Genomic DNA, 19,500 nt, shown 5'->3' on the forward strand with positions numbered 1-19,500 from the left:
CATTCCCAGAACCTTATTTGATAAATCCTTTATAATGACGTTTTACAAGCTGACTTTCAAGCTGCTTCATTGTCTCAAGTGCAACACCTACAACGATGAGCAAGCTAGTTCCACCAATTTGTAAAGATTCAGGTAAATTCGCAAAATTTATAAAGAATACAGGAAGAACAGAAATTGCTGCTAAGAAAATAGAACCAACAAAAGTTAAGCGATACAGAATTTTTGTTACATATTCTTGCGTGTTTCTTCCTGGGCGAATCCCTGGAATGTAGCCGCCTTGCTTTTTCAAATTCTCTGCCATCTGCTCAGGATTAACTTGAACAAATGTGTAGAAATATGAGAAAGCAATGATTAGCGCGATATATATGATCATCCCAATTGGTTGAGTATAATCAAAATATTTTTGAATCCATTCAGTTACCGCATTAGGACCGAAGAACGATGCAATCGTTGGTGGTGTAATAATGAAGGAAACTGCAAAGATTACAGGAATAACACCAGCCGCATTTACTTTTAATGGTAAATGTGAGGAGTGTCCTCCAACCGGGCTATTAGCAGCTAAGCGCTTTGCATATTGAATTGGAATTTTACGTAAAGCTTGTTGTACAAAAATAACACCGACAACGACAGCTATAATAGCAATAAGCAGTAGAACAACAGTGATTATGCTTAGGAATAATTGGTCTCCAGCACCTTCGAACTGTTGTATATAATATTGATTTACAGCTGTAGGAATAGCGGCAACAATACCAGCGAAAATGATAACTGAAATTCCGTTTCCAACGCCCTTCGCTGTAATTTGTTCACCTAACCACATTAAAAATGCAGTACCAGCAGTTAACACAACAGCTATTAATAAGTACGTTCCGATGCTTGGATTCTCAATTAACATCCCGTTTGACATATTGTTAAATCCGATTGACATACCGATTGCTTGGATAAACCCAAGCACGATCGTTCCATAGCGAGTAAATTGTGCTAATTTACGACGTCCAACTTCCCCTTGCTTAGACCATTCCGTAAATTTAGGAACAACGTCCATTTGCAACAATTGAATGATAATTGAAGCAGTAATGTAAGGCATGATACCCATCGCAAGGATTGAGAAGTTAAACAATGCTCCACCACCAAATGTATTTAAAAGGCCGAACGCTGTATTGCTATCAGTCGCTTTCAACACTTCAGCATTTACATTTGGTACTGGAATAAAGGTGCCGATTCGAAATACTACTAACATAAGTAAGGTGAATATAATTTTGTTTCTTATATCACCAACGCGCATAAAATTGGAGATTGTTTGAAACATTAAATCACCTCAGTAGTTCCGCCAGCAGCTTCAATCGCTTGTTGAGCAGTAGAGGAGAATTTGTGAGCTCTGACTGTTAGCTTTTTATCAAGAGTACCTTTACCAAGGATCTTAATTCCAGCATTCACTTTACTTACAACACCAGTTTCAATTAGAAGTTCAGGTGTTACTTCTGTTCCGTCTTCAAAACGATTTAATGTTTCTAGGTTAACAATCGTAAAGTCTTTGCGATTGATGTTTGTGAATCCACGTTTTGGTAGTCGTTGGAATAAAGGAGTTTGACCACCTTCAAATCCAGGACGCACACCGCCACCAGAACGCGCATTTTGACCTTTATGACCTTTACCAGAAGTTTTACCATTACCTGAACCAGTTCCACGTCCTACACGATTACGTGTTTTACGGGATCCTTCAGCCGGTTGTAATTCATGAAGTTTCATTTGGGCACCTCCTTATTTCAGAAAAAAATTCAATTATTGTTCTTTAACCGTAACTAGGTGAGCAACTTTATTAATCATACCGCGAATCGCAGCATTATCATCATGAACAACACTTTGATGTAATTTTTTCAATCCAAGAGTACGAACAGTTACACGTTGGTCTTCAGGACGTCCAATGACACTGCGAGTGAGGGTGATTTCTAATTTCTTTGACATTGTGGTTTCCCTCCTATCCTAACAGTTCTTCTACTGATTTACCACGTAACTTAGCTACTTCTTCAGCACGCTTTAATTGACTTAAGCCTTCAATTGTAGCGCGAATCATATTTACTGGAGTGTTCGTTCCTAATGATTTAGAAAGGATATCACCGATACCAGCAAGTTCTAATACCGCACGAACTGGACCACCAGCGATAACTCCAGTACCTTCAGATGCAGGCTTTAGTAAAACTTCACCTGCTCCAAATTGACCAATTACTTGGTGAGGAACTGTTGTTCCAACCATCGGTACAGAGATTAGGTTCTTTTTAGCATCTTCAATTGCTTTACGAATTGCATCTGGAACTTCTTGTGCTTTACCAGTTCCAAAACCAACATGTCCGTTCTTATCACCAACTACTACTAATGCTGCAAAGCGGAAACGACGTCCACCTTTTACAACCTTAGCAACACGGTTAACGGTAACTACGCGTTCTTCAAGTTCTAATTTATTTGGATCAATGCGACGCATCTATAATGTCCCTCCTTTTTTATTAAAATTGTAATCCAGCTTCACGAGCAGCTTCTGCTAGTGCTTTAACACGTCCGTGATATAAGTAACCACCGCGGTCGAATACTACCTCTTTGATTCCTTTTTCGATACCACGCTTAGCAACTAGTTCTCCAACTTTTGTTGCAGCATCAACGTTAGCACCAGCATCAACAGTAAGTTCTTTATCCATTGTAGAAGCACTTGCGATTGTTACTGAGTTAACATCATCGATTAATTGAGCGTAAATGTGTTTGTTTGAACGAAACACATTTAAGCGAGGACGAGCAGCAGTTCCTGAAACACGAGAACGAACACGAGCATGTCTTTTTCTACGAACTGCATTTTTATCCTGTTTCGTAATCATTTACGTCTCTCCTTTCTTTTACCTAAAAAGGCTTACTTCGCAGTTTTACCTTCTTTACGACGAACAAATTCACCTTCGTAGCGAATACCTTTTCCTTTATAAGGCTCAGGCGGACGTACACCACGAATATTAGCAGCTAACGCTCCAACACGTTCTTTGTCGATACCTTTAACAACAATCTTTGTGTTAGATGGAACATCGATTTCAACGCCTGTCTCTGGAACGATTTCTACTGGATGAGAATATCCAACGTTTAATACAAGCTTGTTTCCAGCTTTAGTAGCACGGTATCCGACCCCGATTAGCTCTAAGCCTCTTTCAAAACCTTTGGATACACCTTCAACCATGTTTCCAAGTAGACTACGTGTTGTACCGTGAAGTGCACGGTGTTCTTTATTTTCAGTTGGACGAGCAACGCTGATTACGTTGTCTTCAACATTGATTTGCATATCAGGATGGAAAGTACGAGTTAATTCGCCTTTTGGTCCTTTTACAGTAACAGTATTACCGTTGAAAGTTACAGTAACACCAGATGGTATTTCGATTGGTTTTTTACCAATACGTGACATGTACTACACCTCCATTCTTATCAAGCTATTACCAAACGTAAGCTAATACTTCTCCGCCGGCTTGCTTTTGACGAGCTTCTTTATCAGTTATTACACCTTGTGAAGTTGAAACGATCGCGATTCCTAAACCGTTTAACACACGTGGTACTTCGTTAGATTTTGCATATACACGTAGACCAGGCTTACTAATACGTTTAAGACCTGTTATTACGCGCTCATTGTTAGCACCGTATTTTAAGAAGATACGGATAATACCTTGTTTGTCATCTTCAATAAATTCAACGTCACGAACGAAACCTTCACGCTTTAAGATTTCAGCGATTTCCCTTTTGATATTTGATGCAGGGATTTCAAGTTTTTCATGACGAACCATGTTCGCATTACGGATGCGAGTAAGCATATCTGCAATTGGATCTGTCATCACCATAGTATTTTTACCTCCTTCCCAATTCGGGGTTTACCAACTTGCTTTTTTTACACCAGGAATTTGACCCTTATAAGCTAGTTCACGGAAACAAATACGGCATAATTTAAATTTACGTAATACAGAGTGTGGACGGCCACAACGTTCGCAACGAGTGTACTCTTGTACTTTAAATTTCTGTGTGCGTTTTTGTTTCGCAATCATTGATTTTTTAGCCACGTTTTCGCCTCCTTTACTTTTGGAACGGCATACCGAACGCTGTTAATAACTCACGAGCTTCTTCGTCAGTATTTGCAGTAGTTACGATAACGATATCCATACCACGAACTTTACTTACTTTATCGTAATCAATTTCAGGGAAAATTAATTGTTCTTTAACACCTAAAGTGTAGTTACCACGGCCATCAAATGATTTCTTTGATACACCACGGAAGTCACGTACACGTGGTAGTGAGATAGAAACAAGCTTATCTAAGAATTGATACATACGCTCTCCGCGTAGTGTAACTTTCGCACCGATCGGCATTCCTTCACGAAGACGGAATCCAGCGATTGAATTCTTAGCCTTAGTAACAACTGGCTTTTGACCACTAAGAGCAGCTAATTCCTCTACTGCGTTGTCTAGTACTTTAGAGTTTTGAACAGCGTCACCAACACCCATGTTGATCACGATTTTGTCTACTTTTGGAACCTGCATAACAGACTTATAGTTAAACTTGCTCACTAGAGCAGGTGTAATTTCTTTTTGGAACTTTTCTTTTAGGCGGTTCATGTAAATACCTCCTTTCTTCGTTTACTATTTATCTAAAACTTCACCAGATTTTTTTGCTACACGTACCTTTTTGCCATTAACTTCTTTGTATCCAACACGTGTTGGGTTACCAGATTTAGGATCTAATGGCATTACATTTGATACATGAATAGGTGCCTCTTGGCTAATGATACCACCTTGTGGATTCTCTTGAGACGGTTTTGAGTGTTTCTTTACAATATTAACGCCTTCTACAATTACACGGTCTTTCTTTGGAAAGCTTTCAAGGATCACACCTTGTTTACCTTTATCTTTCCCTGAAAGAACCTGTACCTTGTCACCTTTTTTCACATGCATCTAGTTCGCACCTCCTTAAAGGCCAATCGATTTCGAATTATAATACTTCTGGAGCTAGTGAAACAATTTTCATAAAGTTACTATCACGTAATTCACGTGCTACTGGTCCGAAGATACGAGTTCCACGTGGACTCTTGTCGTCACGGATTATAACACAAGCATTTTCATCAAAACGGATGTAAGTTCCGTCGTTACGACGTGCTCCACTCTTCGTACGTACGATTACAGCTTTAACTACGTCACCTTTTTTAACAACGCCACCTGGTGTTGCTTGTTTTACTGTACATACAATAACATCACCAATATTTGCTGTTTTACGACCAGAACCACCTAATACTTTAATAGTTAGTACTTCACGTGCTCCTGAGTTGTCAGCAACTTTCAAACGAGTTTCTTGTTGAATCATTCATGAAACCTCCCTTCGGATTATTGATTGATCCGAACAATATATTATTAGATAATAACTGCCTTTTCTACCACTTCAACAAGACGGAAGCGTTTCGTAGCAGATAATGGGCGAGTCTCCATAATTCTAACGATGTCGCCAGTTTTTGCAACATTGTTTTCATCATGCGCTTTAAATTTCTTTGAATACTTTACGCGTTTACCGTAAAGAGAATGTTTCTTATAAGTTTCTACAAGAACTGTAACTGTTTTATCCATTTTGTCAGATACAACACGTCCTGTGTAGACCTTGCGTTGGTTACGTTCACTCACTATCGTAGACCTCCTTCCTGGTTATCGATTATTTACGACCGATTTCTCTTTCGCGGACTACTGTTTTCATACGAGCGATCGATTTACGAACTTCACGAATACGTGCAGTATTCTCAAGTTGACCAGTAGCTAGTTGAAAGCGAAGGTTAAATAACTCTTCTTTTAATGATTTTACTTTTTGTTCTATTTCGGCAGTGGTAAGGTCACGAATTTCATTAGCTTTCATTTGATTCACCACCAATTTCTTCACGTTTTACGAACTTAGTTTTTACTGGTAGCTTATGAGCTGCTAGGCGAAGTGCTTCACGAGCGACCTCTTCAGATACACCAGCAATTTCAAATAAAATTTTTCCGGGTTTAACAACTGCAACCCATCCTTCAGGAGCACCTTTACCGGAACCCATACGTACCTCTAAAGGTTTTGATGTATAAGGCTTAGATGGGAAAATTTTAATCCAAACTTTACCGCCACGTTTCATGTAACGTGTCATCGCGATACGAGCAGCTTCGATTTGACGGTTTGTGATCCAAGAAGCATCTTGAGCTTGTAAACCGTACTCACCAAAGTGTACTTCAGTACCACCTTTTGCTTGACCACGCATTTTTCCACGGTGTTCTCTGCGGTATTTCACACGTTTTGGTAATAACATATTATTTTCCTCCTTCCTGAGTTTTCTTCTTCGTAGGAAGGACCTCTCCACGATAGATCCATACTTTCACACCAATTTTTCCATAAGTCGTATCAGCTTCAGCAGTACCGTAATCGATGTCTGCACGAAGAGTGTGAAGTGGAACTGTTCCTTCACTATAGTGTTCAGCACGAGCGATATCAGCTCCACCTAGACGACCTGAAGTTTGAGTTTTGATACCTTGAGCGCCTGCACGCATAGTGCGTTGAATAGCTTGTTTCTGAGCACGACGGAAAGAAACACGGTTTTCTAATTGACGAGCAATATTTTCAGCTACTAGAGTTGCATCCATATCTGCTCTTTTGATTTCAAGGATATTGATGTGAACTCTCTTACCTGTTAATTGGTTTAAAGCTTTACGAAGTGCTTCAACTTCTGTACCACCTTTACCAATTACCATACCTGGTTTAGCAGTATGGACAGTAACGTTAATACGGTTAGCCGCACGTTCGATCTCAATTTTAGAAACAGAAGCATCACTTAAACGTTTTGAGATGTATTCGCGTACTCTAATGTCTTCGTGTAATAAATCTGCATAGTCTTTTCCTGCGTACCATTTGGATTCCCAATCACGGATAATACCAACACGCATTCCAATTGGATTAACTTTTTGACCCACTACTTATCCCTCCTTCTTTTCTGATACCACGATTGTAATGTGGCTAGTGCGTTTGTTAATTTGACTTGCACGTCCCATAGCTCTCGGACGGAATCTCTTTAATGTTGGACCTTCATTCACATATGCTTCAGTAATAACTAGGTTATTAGCGTCCATTTCGTAGTTATGCTCTGCATTCGCAATCGCAGAATTTAATACTTTTTCTACTACAGGAGAAGCAGCCTTTGGTGTATGACGTAGGATTGCGATTGCTTCACCTACTTGCTTACCTCGAATTAAATCAGCTACTAAACGAACCTTACGAGGAGCAATACGAACTGTTCTCGCAACAGCTTTAGCTTGCATAGATAATCCTCCTCTCATTAACGTCTTGTTTTCTTATCGTCACTTGCGTGGCCTTTGTAAGTACGAGTTGGTGCGAATTCACCAAGTTTGTGACCTACCATATCTTCAGTAACATAGACTGGTACATGTTTACGACCATCATATACCGCGATTGTATTACCGATGAATTGAGGGAAAATCGTTGAACGACGTGACCAAGTTTTAACAACTTGTTTCTTCTCAGATTCGTTTTGATTTTCAACCTTTTTCAATAAGTGATCATCTACAAAAGGTCCTTTTTTCAAACTGCGTCCCATAAGTGAACCTCCCTTCGTGATTGACCTACGGTTCCACTGAACCGTAGCACAATCCCGTTATTTTTTACGTCGACGTACAATAAATTTATCTGATTTGTTTTTCTTCTTACGAGTCTTGAATCCAAGAGTTGGTTTGCCCCATGGAGTCATAGGAGACTTACGTCCGATAGGTGCTTTACCTTCACCACCACCGTGTGGGTGATCGTTAGGGTTCATAACAGATCCACGAACTGTAGGACGTTTACCTAACCAGCGTGAACGACCTGCTTTACCAATGGTAACAAGTTCGTGTTGTTCGTTACCAACTTGACCTATAGTAGCGCGGCAAGTAGCTAGGATCATGCGAACTTCACCTGAATTTAAACGAACAAGAACGTATTTACCTTCTTTACCAAGTACTTGTGCAGAAGTACCAGCTGAACGAATTAACTGACCACCTTTACCAGGTTTTAATTCGATGTTGTGTACTACTGTACCTACTGGAATGTTCGCTAATGGAAGTGCGTTACCTAGTTTAATATCAGCTTCAGGACCTGATACTACCTCCATACCTACTTTTAGGTTCTTAGGAGCTAGAATGTAACGTTTTTCTCCATCAACATAGTTAATTAATGCAATATTTGCTGAACGGTTTGGATCATACTCGATTGTAGCAACGCGTCCTGGTATACCATCTTTTTCACGTTTGAAGTCAATTACACGGTATTGACGTTTGTGACCGCCAGCTTGATGACGTACAGTTATTTTACCTTGGTTATTACGACCACCTTTTCTGTGTATAGGCGCTAGTAATGACTTTTCTGGTCTGTCAGTTGTGATTTCAGCGAAATCTAGACTTGTCATTCCACGACGACCATTAGAGGTTGGTTTGTAATGTTTAATCGCCATCTCTATTTCCCTCCTTCTCTATAAAATTAGACTTCAAAGAATTCGATTTCTTTGCTGTCTTCAGTTAGTTTAACGATTGCTTTTCTGCGACGATTTGTGTATCCACTGTAACGTCCTACACGTTTGAACTTACCTTTGTAGTTCATAATGTTAACTTTTTCAACCTTCACACCAAAGATCTGCTCAATAGCATCTTTCACTTCAGTTTTATTAGATTTCACGTCAACTTCAAAAGTGTATTTTTTTTCAGCCATTAGGTCTGATGAACGTTCAGTAATAACGGGGCTCTTAATAATATCACGAGGATCTTTCATTATGCGAGCACCTCCTCTACTTTTTCCACCGCAGCTTTAGTAATCACAAGCTTATCATGGTTAAGAACATCAAGAACACTTACTCCATTTGCAGCAACAACAGTTACTCCAGGAATATTACGAGCTGAAAGTTCAACTGCTTCATTTACGTCTGCAGTTACGATTAACGCTTTACGATCCACGTTTAATCCTTTCAGTACCGCAACCATGTCTTTTGTTTTAGGAGTATCTAACACTAGATTTTCTAATACTAGAATATTTTCCTCTAATACCTTAGTTGATAATGCTGATTTGATTGCTAAACGGCGTACTTTTTTAGGTAATTTGTAGCTGTAGCTTCTTGGAGTTGGACCAAATACTGTTCCACCGCCACGCCATTGTGGTGAACGAATTGAACCTTGACGAGCACGACCAGTACCCTTTTGACGCCACGGTTTACGTCCTCCGCCTGCTACTTCAGAACGAATTTTAGTTTTGTGAGTTCCTTGACGTAAGGAAGCTCTCTGCATGATTACTGCATCGAATAATACTTGTTGATTTGGCTCAACACCGAATACAGACTCATTTAATTCGATTTCTCCAACAGTTGAACCTGTTTGGTTATACAATGATACTTTAGGCATTCAAATGTCCTCCTTTCCTAGTAAGTTACTTTACTTTAACAGCACTTTTTACTGTAATAACAGATTTTCTCGGACCAGGTACATTACCTTTTACTAGAAGAAGATTACGTTCTGTATCTACTTTCACGATCTCTAAGTTTTGTACTGTGATACGTTCTCCACCCATACGACCAGGTAGAAGTTTGTTTTTGAATACACGGTTTGGAGCTACAGGTCCCATAGAACCAGGACGACGGTGATAACGTGAACCGTGAGACATAGGTCCGCGAGATTGTCCGTGGCGCTTAATTGCACCTTGGAATCCTTTACCTTTTGATTTTCCAGTTACATCTACGATATCTCCTTCAGCGAAGATATCAACTTTGACTTCCTGACCAACTTCATACACATCTAAGTTTACTCCGCGTAATTCGCGAACGAAGCGCTTAGGTGCAGTGTTTGCTTTTGATGCATGACCCTTTTCAGGTTTGTTTGCAAGCTTTTCTCTCTTGTCTTCGAAACCGATTTGAACAGCTTCATATCCATCAGTTTCAACTGATTTTTTTTGAAGAACTACGTTCGGAGCAGCTTCGATTACTGTTACAGGAATAAGCTCACCGTTACCTACGAACACTTGAGTCATACCAACTTTTCTTCCTAAGATTCCTTTGGTCATTAGTCACACCTCCTATAATATTTACAATTTATTTCATTTTAAAATTAAAGTTTTATTTCAATGTCAACACCAGATGGTAGATCTAAACGCATTAATGAATCAACAGTTTGTGGTGTTGGGTTAATGATATCGATTAAGCGTTTGTGTGTACGCATTTCAAATTGTTCACGAGAGTCCTTGTATTTGTGTACAGCACGAAGAATCGTATATACAGACTTCTCAGTTGGAAGTGGGATTGGACCAGAAACTGCCGCCCCAGATCGTTTTGCTGTCTCTACGATTTTCTCTGCAGATTGATCAAGAATTCTGTGATCATATGCTTTTAAACGAATACGAATTTTTTGTTTTGCCATTACTTTCCCTCCTTTTTCGCCTACTTTTAAAATAGACCTTCTCCGTGGAAATTTCCTTACACGCGCCATGGCAAAGCGGCCGGGTGTATCAGCAACCTTCCACATCATCGCAGTCAAAGACCAACATTGTCTATTATATAGAAATCAAATACGAAATGCAACATAATTCTTCGTTTTATGCATGTCCTTCGCACTTTTTCAATTATACACACCATGAATGCACATTTCAACAAAAGAACCAATATATTTTTGCGTTAGATTTTGGAAATGAATTGTCCTTCTTACATATAGAAGAAACTGTACAAAAAAACAGGCGGATCGCCCGCCTGTTTTTAAAGATCTATTGTTATTACTCAGTGATTGTAGCAACAACGCCAGCGCCTACTGTACGTCCACCTTCACGAATTGAGAACTTAGTTCCTTCTTCGATTGCAACTGGAGCGATAAGCTCAACAGTCATTTCGATGTTGTCACCAGGCATTACCATTTCTACTCCTTCTGGAAGGTTACAAATTCCAGTTACATCAGTTGTACGGAAGTAGAATTGTGGGCGGTAATTTGAGAAGAATGGAGTGTGACGTCCACCTTCTTCTTTTGATAAAACGTAAACTTCAGCTTTAAACTTTGTGTGTTGCTTGATTGTACCTGGCTTAGCAAGTACTTGACCACGTTGGATGTCTTCACGTGAAACACCACGAAGTAGTGCACCAATGTTGTCACCAGCTTCAGCAAAATCAAGAAGCTTACGGAACATTTCAACACCTGTTACAGTAGTTGATTTTGGTTCTTCAGTTAAACCAATGATTTCAACAACCTCACCAACTTTAACTTGTCCACGCTCAACACGACCTGTAGCAACTGTACCACGACCTGTAATTGAGAATACGTCCTCAACTGGCATCATGAATGGTTTTTCAGTGTCGCGTGCAGGAGTTGGAACGTACTCATCTACAGCAGCCATTAATTCAAGAACTTTTTCTTCCCACTCAGCTTCACCTTCTAGAGCTTTAAGAGCAGAACCTTTGATTACTGGTACATCGTCACCAGGGAATTCGTATTCAGAAAGAAGGTCACGAACTTCCATTTCTACTAATTCTAATAATTCTTCGTCGTCTACCATGTCACATTTGTTCATGAATACAACTAGGTAAGGAACACCTACTTGACGAGAAAGAAGGATGTGCTCACGAGTTTGTGGCATTGGGCCATCAGCAGCAGATACTACTAAGATACCACCGTCCATTTGAGCAGCACCAGTGATCATGTTCTTAACGTAGTCAGCATGTCCTGGGCAGTCAACGTGTGCATAGTGACGGTTGTCAGTTTCGTACTCAACGTGTGAAGTTGAGATTGTGATTCCACGCTCACGCTCTTCAGGCGCACCATCAATTTGGTCATAGCCCATTGCTGCACCTTTACCGCTTCTTTTAGCAAGAACAGTAGTGATAGCAGCTGTTAAAGTAGTTTTACCATGGTCAACGTGTCCAATTGTACCAATATTAGCATGTGGTTTCGAACGGTCAAATTTCTCTTTTCCCATTTGAAAAGCCTCCTTAAGTATTTGTTATTTTATATTTTTAAGTATGATATCCCGAAAGTGGGGTCGTCCCCACTTTCAAGGCCTACATAAGTAGTTATACTTGATGTAAAGGTGAAAATCAATTATTCGCCTTTATTTTTTTTGATAATTTCTTCAGAAATTGATTTTGGAACTTCTTCATAGTGATCGAAGTGCATTGTGAATACCCCACGACCTTGTGTGTTAGAACGTAAAGAAGTAGCATAACCAAACATTTCAGATAGTGGAACCATCGAACGTACTACTTGTGCATTACCACGAGCATCCATACCTTCAACGCGTCCACGACGAGAAGTGATACCACCCATAATGTCGCCCATGTATTCTTCAGGAATAACAACTTCAACCTTCATTACAGGCTCAAGGATAACTGGTTGACATTTTGATGCTGCGTTTTTAAGTGCCATAGAAGCGGCAATCTTAAACGCCATTTCACTTGAGTCAACATCATGGTATGAACCATCATATAGTCTTGCTTTGATGTCAACTAATGGATAGCCAGCTAAAACCCCTCTATCAAGAGCGTCTTCTAGACCAGCTTGTACAGCAGGAATGTATTCACGTGGAACTACCCCACCAACAATCCCGTTTTCGAATTCGAAGCCTTTTCCTTCTTCGTTTGGTGAGAATTCGATCCAAACGTGTCCGTATTGTCCGCGTCCACCAGATTGACGAGCGAATTTACCTTCAACCTGTGCAGATTGGCGGAAAGTTTCACGGTACGCAACTTGTGGAGCACCAACATTTGCTTCTACTTTGAACTCACGTTTCATACGATCTACTAGGACGTCTAAGTGTAACTCACCCATACCAGCAATAATCGTTTGACCTGTTTCTGGGTCAGTGTGCGCTCTGAATGTTGGATCTTCTTCTTGAAGCTTTTGTAAAGCTGTAGACATTTTGTCTTGGTCAGCTTTTGATTTAGGCTCAACAGAAAGTTGAATAACTGGCTCTGGGAATGTCATGGATTCAAGAATTACATTATCTTTTTCATCACATAAAGTATCACCAGTTGCCGTATCTTTCAATCCAACAGCCGCAGCGATGTCACCGGCATATACAGTTGAGATTTCCTCACGGTGGTTCGCATGCATTTGAAGGATACGTCCAATACGCTCACGCTTTCCTTTAGTTGAGTTTTTCACGTATGATCCAGAATTTAATGTCCCTGAATATACACGGAAGAATGTTAATTTACCAACATAAGGATCTGTCATTACTTTAAACGCAAGAGCTGAAAACGGCTCGCTGTCGTCTGAATGACGTTCGATATCTTCTCCTGTATCTGCATCATGACCAGCAATTGATGCAACATCTGTTGGAGCTGGAAGATAGTCGATAACGGCATCAAGCATTTTTTGAACACCTTTGTTCTTGAATGCAGTACCGCACATTACAGGGTAGAATTCTACCTTAAGTGTAGCTGTACGAATTGCTTTTTTTAATTCCTCGTTAGAGATTTCTTCTCCACCAAGGTATCTTTCCATCAAGTCTTCATCTAATTCCGCTACAGCTTCTACAAGCTTTTCACGGTATTCATTTGCTTGGTCTTGATATTCTTCAGGAATTTCTCCCACTTCAACATCAGTTCCTAAGTCATTACCATAGAATGTTGCATTCATTTCAACGAGGTCAATAATACCTCGGAATTGATCTTCCGCACCAATTGGTAGTTGAATTGGGTGTGCATTCGCTTGCAAGCGGTCATGAAGTGTACCAACGGAATATAAGAAGTCAGCACCAATCTTGTCCATTTTGTTTACGAATACAGCTCGTGGAACTCCATAAGTTGTAGCTTGTCGCCAAACTGTTTCAGTTTGTGGCTCAACTCCAGATTGTGCATCTAGAACAGTTACAGCACCATCTAGAACACGAAGTGAACGTTCAACTTCAACTGTGAAGTCTACGTGTCCTGGTGTGTCAATGATGTTAACGCGGTGTTCCTTCCATGACGCAGTTGTTGCAGCAGAAGTAATCGTGATACCACGCTCTTGTTCTTGCTCCATCCAGTCCATTTGTGACGCACCCTCGTGAGTTTCACCGAGTTTGTGAATTTTACCAGTGTAATAAAGGATACGCTCAGTAGTTGTTGTTTTACCAGCATCGATGTGAGCCATGATACCGATATTACGAGTCTTTTCTAAGGAGAACTCTCTTGCCATTCGGGTCTTTCTCCTTCCTATGAGTAAGTATGATTTTTATTGTAGTAATGGCTCTGTTAATCTACTTAACAGAGCTCTTATTTTACCAACGGTAGTGAGCAAATGCTTTGTTTGCTTCTGCCATTTTGTGAGTATCTTCACGCTTTTTAACAGATGCACCAGAGTTATTAGCTGCATCTAGGATTTCGTTAGCTAAACGCTCTTCCATCGTTTTTTCACCACGAAGACGAGAATAGTTTACTAACCAACGTAAACCTAAAGTAGTACGACGGTCTGGGCGAACTTCAACAGGAACTTGATAGTTTGCACCACCTACACGACGTGCTTTTACTTCTAGGACAGGCATGATGTTTTTGATTGCTTGTTCAAACACTTCCATCGCATCTTTACCTGAACGTTGTTGAACTAATTCAAACGCATTATATAAAATCGCTTGAGATTTACCTCTTTTTCCATCAACCATCATTTTGTTGATTAAACGAGTCACAAGCTTTGAATTGTAAATCGGATCTGGTAATACATCTCTTTTAGCAACAGGTCCTTTACGAGGCATTGATATTTCCTCCTTTCAGTCTTAAATATGTTAGTCTATTATTTCTTAGCTGCTTTTGGTCTCTTAGTACCGTATTTAGAACGACTTTGCGCACGGTTAGTAACACCAGCAGTATCAAGCGCACCACGAACGATGTGATAACGTACCCCTGGTAAGTCCTTAACACGTCCACCACGAATCAGTACAACACTGTGCTCTTGTAAGTTGTGACCAATTCCTGGGATGTAAGCAGTAACCTCAATTCCGTTTGTTAAACGTACACGAGCATACTTACGAAGCGCTGAGTTCGGCTTCTTAGGAGTCATAGTACCAACACGAGTACAAACACCACGCTTTTGAGGTGAAGTAGTATTAGTTTGTGACTTTTTGAAGCTGTTATAACCTTTATTTAACGCTGGAGAGTCTGAATTTTGAACTTTAGATTCACGACCCTTACGAATTAATTGGTTAATTGTAGGCATTATTTGTTTCCTCCCTTCTATTTTCGTCAAGACCACATATCCAGGTGGTTCATTTTTTTACAAAAAACAACGTCTTTGTAGAATCTTTTCTCCACAAAAACAGTTTTTAATTAATAATCGCCACAGCAGAAGCTCCTACTTCGATTCCACAAGCCTTCCCAAGCTTCTTCATCGAATCTACCTTTGATATCGGAATATGTTGTTCCTCAGCCAGTTGTAATACTTTGTTGATTACACGGCGATCGGCATCTTCTGCCACAACAATCTCTGATACTTCATCGGCTTGTATTGCTTTTACTGCTTGCTTTGTACCAATGATAATCTTCTTTGCCTGTGATACTTTTTCATAAGACATATAATATATCCTCCAAAGTAACAGGTTTAAGGAGCACCTTAGATATATTAACACCCTAAGAGAAGGATGTCAACTACAAGTAAATAAAAATTATTTTGCTCGTAGTAGACATCCAATATCTTAGATATGCTCTTCTAACCTTTATTCAACACCTACTGGATCCTCTTGTTCCTCTACAACTACTGGTTCTGCTCGACGATAGCGATTCATACCAGTACCTGCAGGAATAAGCTTACCAATAATTACATTTTCTTTTAATCCTAGTAACTCATCACGTTTTCCTTTAATTGCAGCATCTGTTAAGACACGTGTTGTCTCCTGGAATGACGCAGCAGATAGGAATGAATCCGTTTCTAGTGATGCTTTTGTAATACCTAGAAGTACCGGTCTACCTGTAGCAGGAGCTTTACCTTCTAATAAAACCTTCGTATTTGCATCAGTGAACTGATGTATATCAAGTAGTGAACCTGGTAATACATCTGTGTCACCTGCATCAGTGACCCTAACTTTACGAAGCATTTGTCTAACCATTACTTCGACGTGTTTATCACCGATTTCAACACCCTGCATACGATATACTTTTTGAACTTCTTTTAATAGGTATTCTTGTACAGCAGTCGTATTTGTTACCTTTAATAATTCCTTCGGATCAACTGAACCTTCTGTTAGTACCTGACCACTTTCAACCTGCTCGCCTTCAGCAACTTTCAAACGAGCACTGTATGGTGCAGTGTAAGAACGTGATTCTACTTCACCTTGGATCACAATTTCCTGCTGTCTATCTTTTACTTCGTTAATGGACGTTATTACACCATTGATCTCTGTAATAACAGCTTGCCCTTTCGGATTTCTCGCTTCAAACAGCTCTTGAATACGAGGTAAACCTTGAGTGATGTCGTCTCCGGCAACCCCACCTGTGTGGAACGTACGCATTGTAAGCTGTGTTCCTGGTTCACCGATTGATTGCGCAGCGATAATACCAACCGCTTCCCCAACTTCAACCTCTGATCCTGTTGCAAGATTTCGTCCATAACATTTTTTACAAACACCATGGCGTGTATTACATGTAAATGCGGAGCGAATTGTTACTTCTTCAACACCTGCATCAACAATTACTTTTGCGAGATCTTCTGTAATTAGATCGTTTTCTGCAACTAATACTTCATTCGTTTCGGGGTGAACAATTTTCTTTCTTGCGTAACGCCCATGTAGACGCTCATCTAGAGGTTCAATAATTTCTGTTCCCTCTTTTATGGCACTAACAAGTAACCCGCGGTCAGTTCCACAGTCGTCTTCACGTACAATTACGTCTTGAGCAACGTCAACTAAACGTCTTGTTAGGTAACCAGAGTCAGCTGTCTTCAAGGCTGTATCCGCAAGTCCTTTACGTGCACCGTGAGTTGAAATGAAGTACTCTAATACAGTTAAACCTTCACGGAAGCTTGATTTAATTGGAAGTTCAATAATACGTCCAGCCGGGTTCGCCATAAGTCCACGCATACCAGCTAACTGAGTGAAGTTAGATGCGTTACCACGGGCACCTGAGTCACTCATCATGAAGATTGGGTTGCGCTTATTAAGTGAAGCCATTAGCTTACCTTGAATTGTATCTTTTGCAGCACTCCAGATCGAGATAACACGGTCATAGCGCTCTTCTTCTGTAATTAAACCACGTCTAAATTGTTTTAATACATTATCTACCTTCGCTTGTGCTTGTGCTAAGATTTCTTCTTTTTCAGCTAGTACAACAATGTCAGCTACACCAACGGTAATACCTGCTTTTGTTGAATGCTTAAATCCAAGATCCTTCATGCGGTCAAGCATTTTTGAGGTTTCTGTAATTTTAAAACGTTTGAAGACTTCAGCGATAATATTACCGAGAATTTTCTTCTTGAATGGATCAACCTGTTCCTGATTTTGAATTAGTTCTCTAACATTTGCACCCTTAGGAACGAAATACTTTTCAGGTGTTTGCACTTCTAGGTTCGTGCTTGTAGGTTCATTAATATATGGGAACGATTTAGGAAGAATCTCGTTAAAAATTAACTTACCTACTGTTGTCATTAGCAACATGTTATTTTGCTCTTCAGTAAATGTTGGATTCTTTAAAGAACCAGCATGTACCGCAACTCTTGTATGAAGGTGCACATATCCATTTTGATATGCAAGAATAGCTTCATTTGTATCCTTGAAAATCATTCCTTCTCCGACTGCTCCAGGACGTTCCATCGTTAGGTAATAGTTACCTAATACCATATCCTGTGATGGCGTAACAACTGGTTTTCCATCTTTCGGGTTAAGAATGTTTTGTGCTGCCAACATTAGTAGTCTTGCTTCTGCCTGAGCTTCTGAAGAAAGTGGTACGTGTACCGCCATTTGGTCACCGTCGAAGTCTGCGTTGTAGGCAGTACATACGAGTGGGTGAAGGCGAATTGCACGTCCTTCAACTAATGTTGGTTCGAATGCTTGGATCCCTAAACGGTGCAATGTAGGGGCACGGTTTAAGAGAACCGGATGCTCCTTAATGACTGATTCGAGGACATCCCAAACCTCTGGCTGCACACGTTCGATTTTACGTTTCGCACTCTTTATATTATGAGCAAGCCCTTTTTCAACAAGCTCTTTCATCACAAATGGTTTGAATAATTCCAATGCCATTTCCTTCGGTAAACCACATTGGTACATCTTAAGGTTCGGGCCTACAACGATAACTGAACGACCAGAGTAGTCCACACGTTTACCTAATAGGTTTTGACGGAAACGACCTTGTTTACCTTTTAACATATGTGAAAGTGATTTTAATGGACGATTTCCCGGACCCGTAACTGGTCTTCCACGACGTCCATTGTCAATCAATGCATCAACCGCCTCTTGAAGCATACGTTTTTCGTTCTGGACGATTATGCTTGGAGCGCCTAAATCTAAGAGACGTTTTAAGCGATTGTTACGGTTAATTACACGACGATATAAATCGTTTAAATCTGATGTTGCAAAACGACCACCATCAAGCTGAACCATTGGTCGTAGTTCAGGAGGAATCACTGGAAGTACATCAAGGATCATCCATGATGGCTCATTTCCTGAATTACGGAATGCCTCTAGTACCTCTAGTCGTTTAATTGCACGAGTTCTTCGTTGTCCTTGAGAAGTTTTTAATTCTTCTTTAAGGCCATCGACTTCTTTTTCTAGATCAATGTCAAGAAGAAGCTTTTTAATCGCTTCAGCTCCCATTGCAGCATGGAATGTGTTTCCGTATTTTTCACGGTATGCACGATATTCCTTTTCAGAAAGCAATTGCTTTTTATCTAGAGGAGTATCTCCAGTTTCTGTTACTACATAGGATGCAAAATAAATAACTTCTTCAAGAGCCCGAGGGGACATGTCTAATACAAGTCCCATTCGGCTTGGAATTCCTTTAAAGTACCAAATATGTGATACAGGTGCAGCAAGTTCAATATGTCCCATACGTTCACGACGAACTTTTGCACGAGTTACTTCAACTCCGCATCGGTCACAGACGACGCCTTTGTAGCGAACACGCTTGTATTTACCACAGTGACATTCCCAGTCCTTTTGCGGACCAAATATTCGTTCACAGAATAACCCATCTTTTTCTGGTTTTAATGTACGATAGTTGATTGTTTCTGGCTTTTTCACTTCACCGAAAGACCACGAACGGATTTTATCGGGTGAAGCGAGACCAATGCTCATGTATTCAAAATTATTAACATCTAGCAAGGGGCCTACCTCCCTTTTGATCTACAGGATTATCCTAATTGACCTTTGCTCTGAATGACAATCAAATGCACCTTAGCGTATTTGCGCCCGATTTTTCAGGCCCACACGAGGTGGGTCACAAAGACGTTGGCCACAGGATGTGGCACACTTGGTCTTTGATCTTATGCCTGGAAAAACTTCCTTTGAAAAAT

The 19,500-nt window shown here is 40.2% G+C and carries 28 protein-coding genes; all 28 read right to left on the reverse strand.

Annotated features, from left to right (window positions below; all coding sequences use genetic code 11):
• Window positions 1-13 precede the first annotated feature (13 nt).
• A complete protein-coding gene (gene secY / locus V7097_RS07125) occupies window positions 14-1,306 on the reverse strand; it encodes a preprotein translocase subunit SecY (protein WP_335702919.1) in 1,293 nt (430 codons plus the stop codon).
• Window positions 1,306-1,746, reverse strand: a complete 441-nt coding sequence (gene rplO / locus V7097_RS07130; RefSeq protein WP_335702920.1) for a 50S ribosomal protein L15 — start codon at window positions 1,744-1,746, stop codon at window positions 1,306-1,308. Before rplO ends, secY begins: the two co-directional genes overlap by 1 nt.
• A 33-nt stretch (window positions 1,747-1,779) precedes the next feature.
• Window positions 1,780-1,962 (reverse strand): 50S ribosomal protein L30, encoded by a 183-nt coding sequence (gene rpmD, locus V7097_RS07135; protein ID WP_335702921.1) that lies wholly within the window; start codon window positions 1,960-1,962, stop codon window positions 1,780-1,782.
• Window positions 1,963-1,975: 13 nt separating this feature from the next.
• Window positions 1,976-2,476 carry a 30S ribosomal protein S5 gene (gene rpsE, locus V7097_RS07140; RefSeq protein ID WP_335417525.1) on the reverse strand — a complete coding sequence of 167 codons (501 nt, stop codon included), beginning with the start codon at window positions 2,474-2,476 and terminating at the stop codon, window positions 1,976-1,978.
• A 22-nt stretch (window positions 2,477-2,498) separates the two neighbouring features.
• Window positions 2,499-2,861 carry a 50S ribosomal protein L18 gene (rplR, locus tag V7097_RS07145; RefSeq protein ID WP_335702922.1) on the reverse strand — a complete coding sequence of 121 codons (363 nt, stop codon included), beginning with the start codon at window positions 2,859-2,861 and terminating at the stop codon, window positions 2,499-2,501.
• A gap of 32 nt (window positions 2,862-2,893) precedes the next feature.
• Entirely contained in the window at window positions 2,894-3,430 is a 537-nt protein-coding gene (gene rplF / locus V7097_RS07150) for a 50S ribosomal protein L6 (protein ID WP_335702923.1), read from the reverse strand.
• A 28-nt stretch (window positions 3,431-3,458) separates the two neighbouring features.
• Window positions 3,459-3,857, reverse strand: a complete 399-nt coding sequence (gene rpsH / locus V7097_RS07155) for a 30S ribosomal protein S8 (RefSeq protein ID WP_335702924.1) — start codon at window positions 3,855-3,857, stop codon at window positions 3,459-3,461.
• A 30-nt stretch (window positions 3,858-3,887) separates the two neighbouring features.
• The gene (gene rpsN, locus V7097_RS07160; protein ID WP_010285078.1) at window positions 3,888-4,073 is read right to left on the reverse strand and encodes a 30S ribosomal protein S14; all 186 of its coding nucleotides are present in this window, start codon (window positions 4,071-4,073) and stop codon (window positions 3,888-3,890) included.
• 13 nt (window positions 4,074-4,086) lie between these two features.
• Window positions 4,087-4,626 carry a 50S ribosomal protein L5 gene (gene rplE, locus V7097_RS07165; RefSeq protein ID WP_335702925.1) on the reverse strand — a complete coding sequence of 180 codons (540 nt, stop codon included), beginning with the start codon at window positions 4,624-4,626 and terminating at the stop codon, window positions 4,087-4,089.
• A 24-nt stretch (window positions 4,627-4,650) separates the two neighbouring features.
• Window positions 4,651-4,962 carry a 50S ribosomal protein L24 gene (gene rplX, locus V7097_RS07170; RefSeq protein ID WP_335702926.1) on the reverse strand — a complete coding sequence of 104 codons (312 nt, stop codon included), beginning with the start codon at window positions 4,960-4,962 and terminating at the stop codon, window positions 4,651-4,653.
• 37 nt (window positions 4,963-4,999) lie between these two features.
• The gene (gene rplN, locus V7097_RS07175; protein WP_071396707.1) at window positions 5,000-5,368 is read right to left on the reverse strand and encodes a 50S ribosomal protein L14; all 369 of its coding nucleotides are present in this window, start codon (window positions 5,366-5,368) and stop codon (window positions 5,000-5,002) included.
• A 47-nt stretch (window positions 5,369-5,415) separates the two neighbouring features.
• Window positions 5,416-5,679, reverse strand: coding sequence for a 30S ribosomal protein S17 (gene rpsQ / locus V7097_RS07180; RefSeq protein ID WP_335702927.1), 264 nt, complete (start codon window positions 5,677-5,679; stop codon window positions 5,416-5,418).
• A gap of 28 nt (window positions 5,680-5,707) precedes the next feature.
• Complete coding sequence (gene rpmC, locus V7097_RS07185; protein ID WP_010285065.1) at window positions 5,708-5,905, reverse strand: 50S ribosomal protein L29; 198 nt, start codon at window positions 5,903-5,905, stop codon at window positions 5,708-5,710.
• Window positions 5,895-6,329 (reverse strand): 50S ribosomal protein L16, encoded by a 435-nt coding sequence (rplP, locus tag V7097_RS07190; RefSeq protein WP_335702928.1) that lies wholly within the window; start codon window positions 6,327-6,329, stop codon window positions 5,895-5,897. The genes rpmC and rplP overlap by 11 nt, the downstream gene beginning before the upstream one ends.
• A 1-nt stretch (window position 6,330) precedes the next feature.
• Window positions 6,331-6,987 (reverse strand): 30S ribosomal protein S3, encoded by a 657-nt coding sequence (gene rpsC / locus V7097_RS07195; protein WP_335702929.1) that lies wholly within the window; start codon window positions 6,985-6,987, stop codon window positions 6,331-6,333.
• Window positions 6,988-6,990: 3 nt separating this feature from the next.
• The gene (rplV, locus tag V7097_RS07200; RefSeq protein ID WP_010285059.1) at window positions 6,991-7,332 is read right to left on the reverse strand and encodes a 50S ribosomal protein L22; all 342 of its coding nucleotides are present in this window, start codon (window positions 7,330-7,332) and stop codon (window positions 6,991-6,993) included.
• A 17-nt stretch (window positions 7,333-7,349) separates the two neighbouring features.
• Window positions 7,350-7,628 (reverse strand): 30S ribosomal protein S19, encoded by a 279-nt coding sequence (gene rpsS, locus V7097_RS07205; protein WP_335702930.1) that lies wholly within the window; start codon window positions 7,626-7,628, stop codon window positions 7,350-7,352.
• A 57-nt stretch (window positions 7,629-7,685) separates the two neighbouring features.
• On the reverse strand, window positions 7,686-8,516 hold the full coding sequence (gene rplB, locus V7097_RS07210; protein ID WP_335702931.1) for a 50S ribosomal protein L2: 831 nt from the start codon (window positions 8,514-8,516) through the stop codon (window positions 7,686-7,688).
• 26 nt (window positions 8,517-8,542) lie between these two features.
• A complete protein-coding gene (gene rplW / locus V7097_RS07215) occupies window positions 8,543-8,830 on the reverse strand; it encodes a 50S ribosomal protein L23 (RefSeq protein WP_116354140.1) in 288 nt (95 codons plus the stop codon).
• On the reverse strand, window positions 8,830-9,453 hold the full coding sequence (gene rplD / locus V7097_RS07220; RefSeq protein ID WP_335702932.1) for a 50S ribosomal protein L4: 624 nt from the start codon (window positions 9,451-9,453) through the stop codon (window positions 8,830-8,832). The genes rplW and rplD overlap by 1 nt, the downstream gene beginning before the upstream one ends.
• Before the next feature lie 25 nt (window positions 9,454-9,478).
• The gene (gene rplC / locus V7097_RS07225; RefSeq protein WP_335702933.1) at window positions 9,479-10,108 is read right to left on the reverse strand and encodes a 50S ribosomal protein L3; all 630 of its coding nucleotides are present in this window, start codon (window positions 10,106-10,108) and stop codon (window positions 9,479-9,481) included.
• Window positions 10,109-10,152: 44 nt separating this feature from the next.
• Window positions 10,153-10,461: a 30S ribosomal protein S10 gene (rpsJ, locus tag V7097_RS07230; protein ID WP_003348621.1), complete on the reverse strand. Its 309-nt coding sequence runs from the start codon at window positions 10,459-10,461 to the stop codon at window positions 10,153-10,155.
• Between the two features lie 349 nt (window positions 10,462-10,810).
• Entirely contained in the window at window positions 10,811-12,001 is a 1,191-nt protein-coding gene (tuf, locus tag V7097_RS07235) for an elongation factor Tu (protein WP_335702934.1), read from the reverse strand.
• Window positions 12,002-12,123: 122 nt separating this feature from the next.
• The gene (gene fusA, locus V7097_RS07240) at window positions 12,124-14,202 is read right to left on the reverse strand and encodes an elongation factor G (protein ID WP_335702935.1); all 2,079 of its coding nucleotides are present in this window, start codon (window positions 14,200-14,202) and stop codon (window positions 12,124-12,126) included.
• Between the two features lie 82 nt (window positions 14,203-14,284).
• Window positions 14,285-14,755 carry a 30S ribosomal protein S7 gene (gene rpsG, locus V7097_RS07245; RefSeq protein WP_335417558.1) on the reverse strand — a complete coding sequence of 157 codons (471 nt, stop codon included), beginning with the start codon at window positions 14,753-14,755 and terminating at the stop codon, window positions 14,285-14,287.
• A 38-nt stretch (window positions 14,756-14,793) separates the two neighbouring features.
• The gene (gene rpsL / locus V7097_RS07250) at window positions 14,794-15,216 is read right to left on the reverse strand and encodes a 30S ribosomal protein S12 (protein ID WP_335702936.1); all 423 of its coding nucleotides are present in this window, start codon (window positions 15,214-15,216) and stop codon (window positions 14,794-14,796) included.
• Window positions 15,217-15,322: 106 nt separating this feature from the next.
• Entirely contained in the window at window positions 15,323-15,571 is a 249-nt protein-coding gene (locus tag V7097_RS07255) for a 50S ribosomal protein L7ae-like protein (protein ID WP_335702937.1), read from the reverse strand.
• Window positions 15,572-15,712: 141 nt separating this feature from the next.
• Window positions 15,713-19,309, reverse strand: coding sequence for a DNA-directed RNA polymerase subunit beta' (rpoC, locus tag V7097_RS07260; RefSeq protein ID WP_335702938.1), 3,597 nt, complete (start codon window positions 19,307-19,309; stop codon window positions 15,713-15,715).
• Window positions 19,310-19,500 lie beyond the last annotated feature (191 nt).

It is taken from the genome of Bacillus sp. JJ1562 (assembly GCF_036962705.1).
Lineage (GTDB): Bacteria > Bacillota > Bacilli > Bacillales > Bacillaceae_L > Ferdinandcohnia.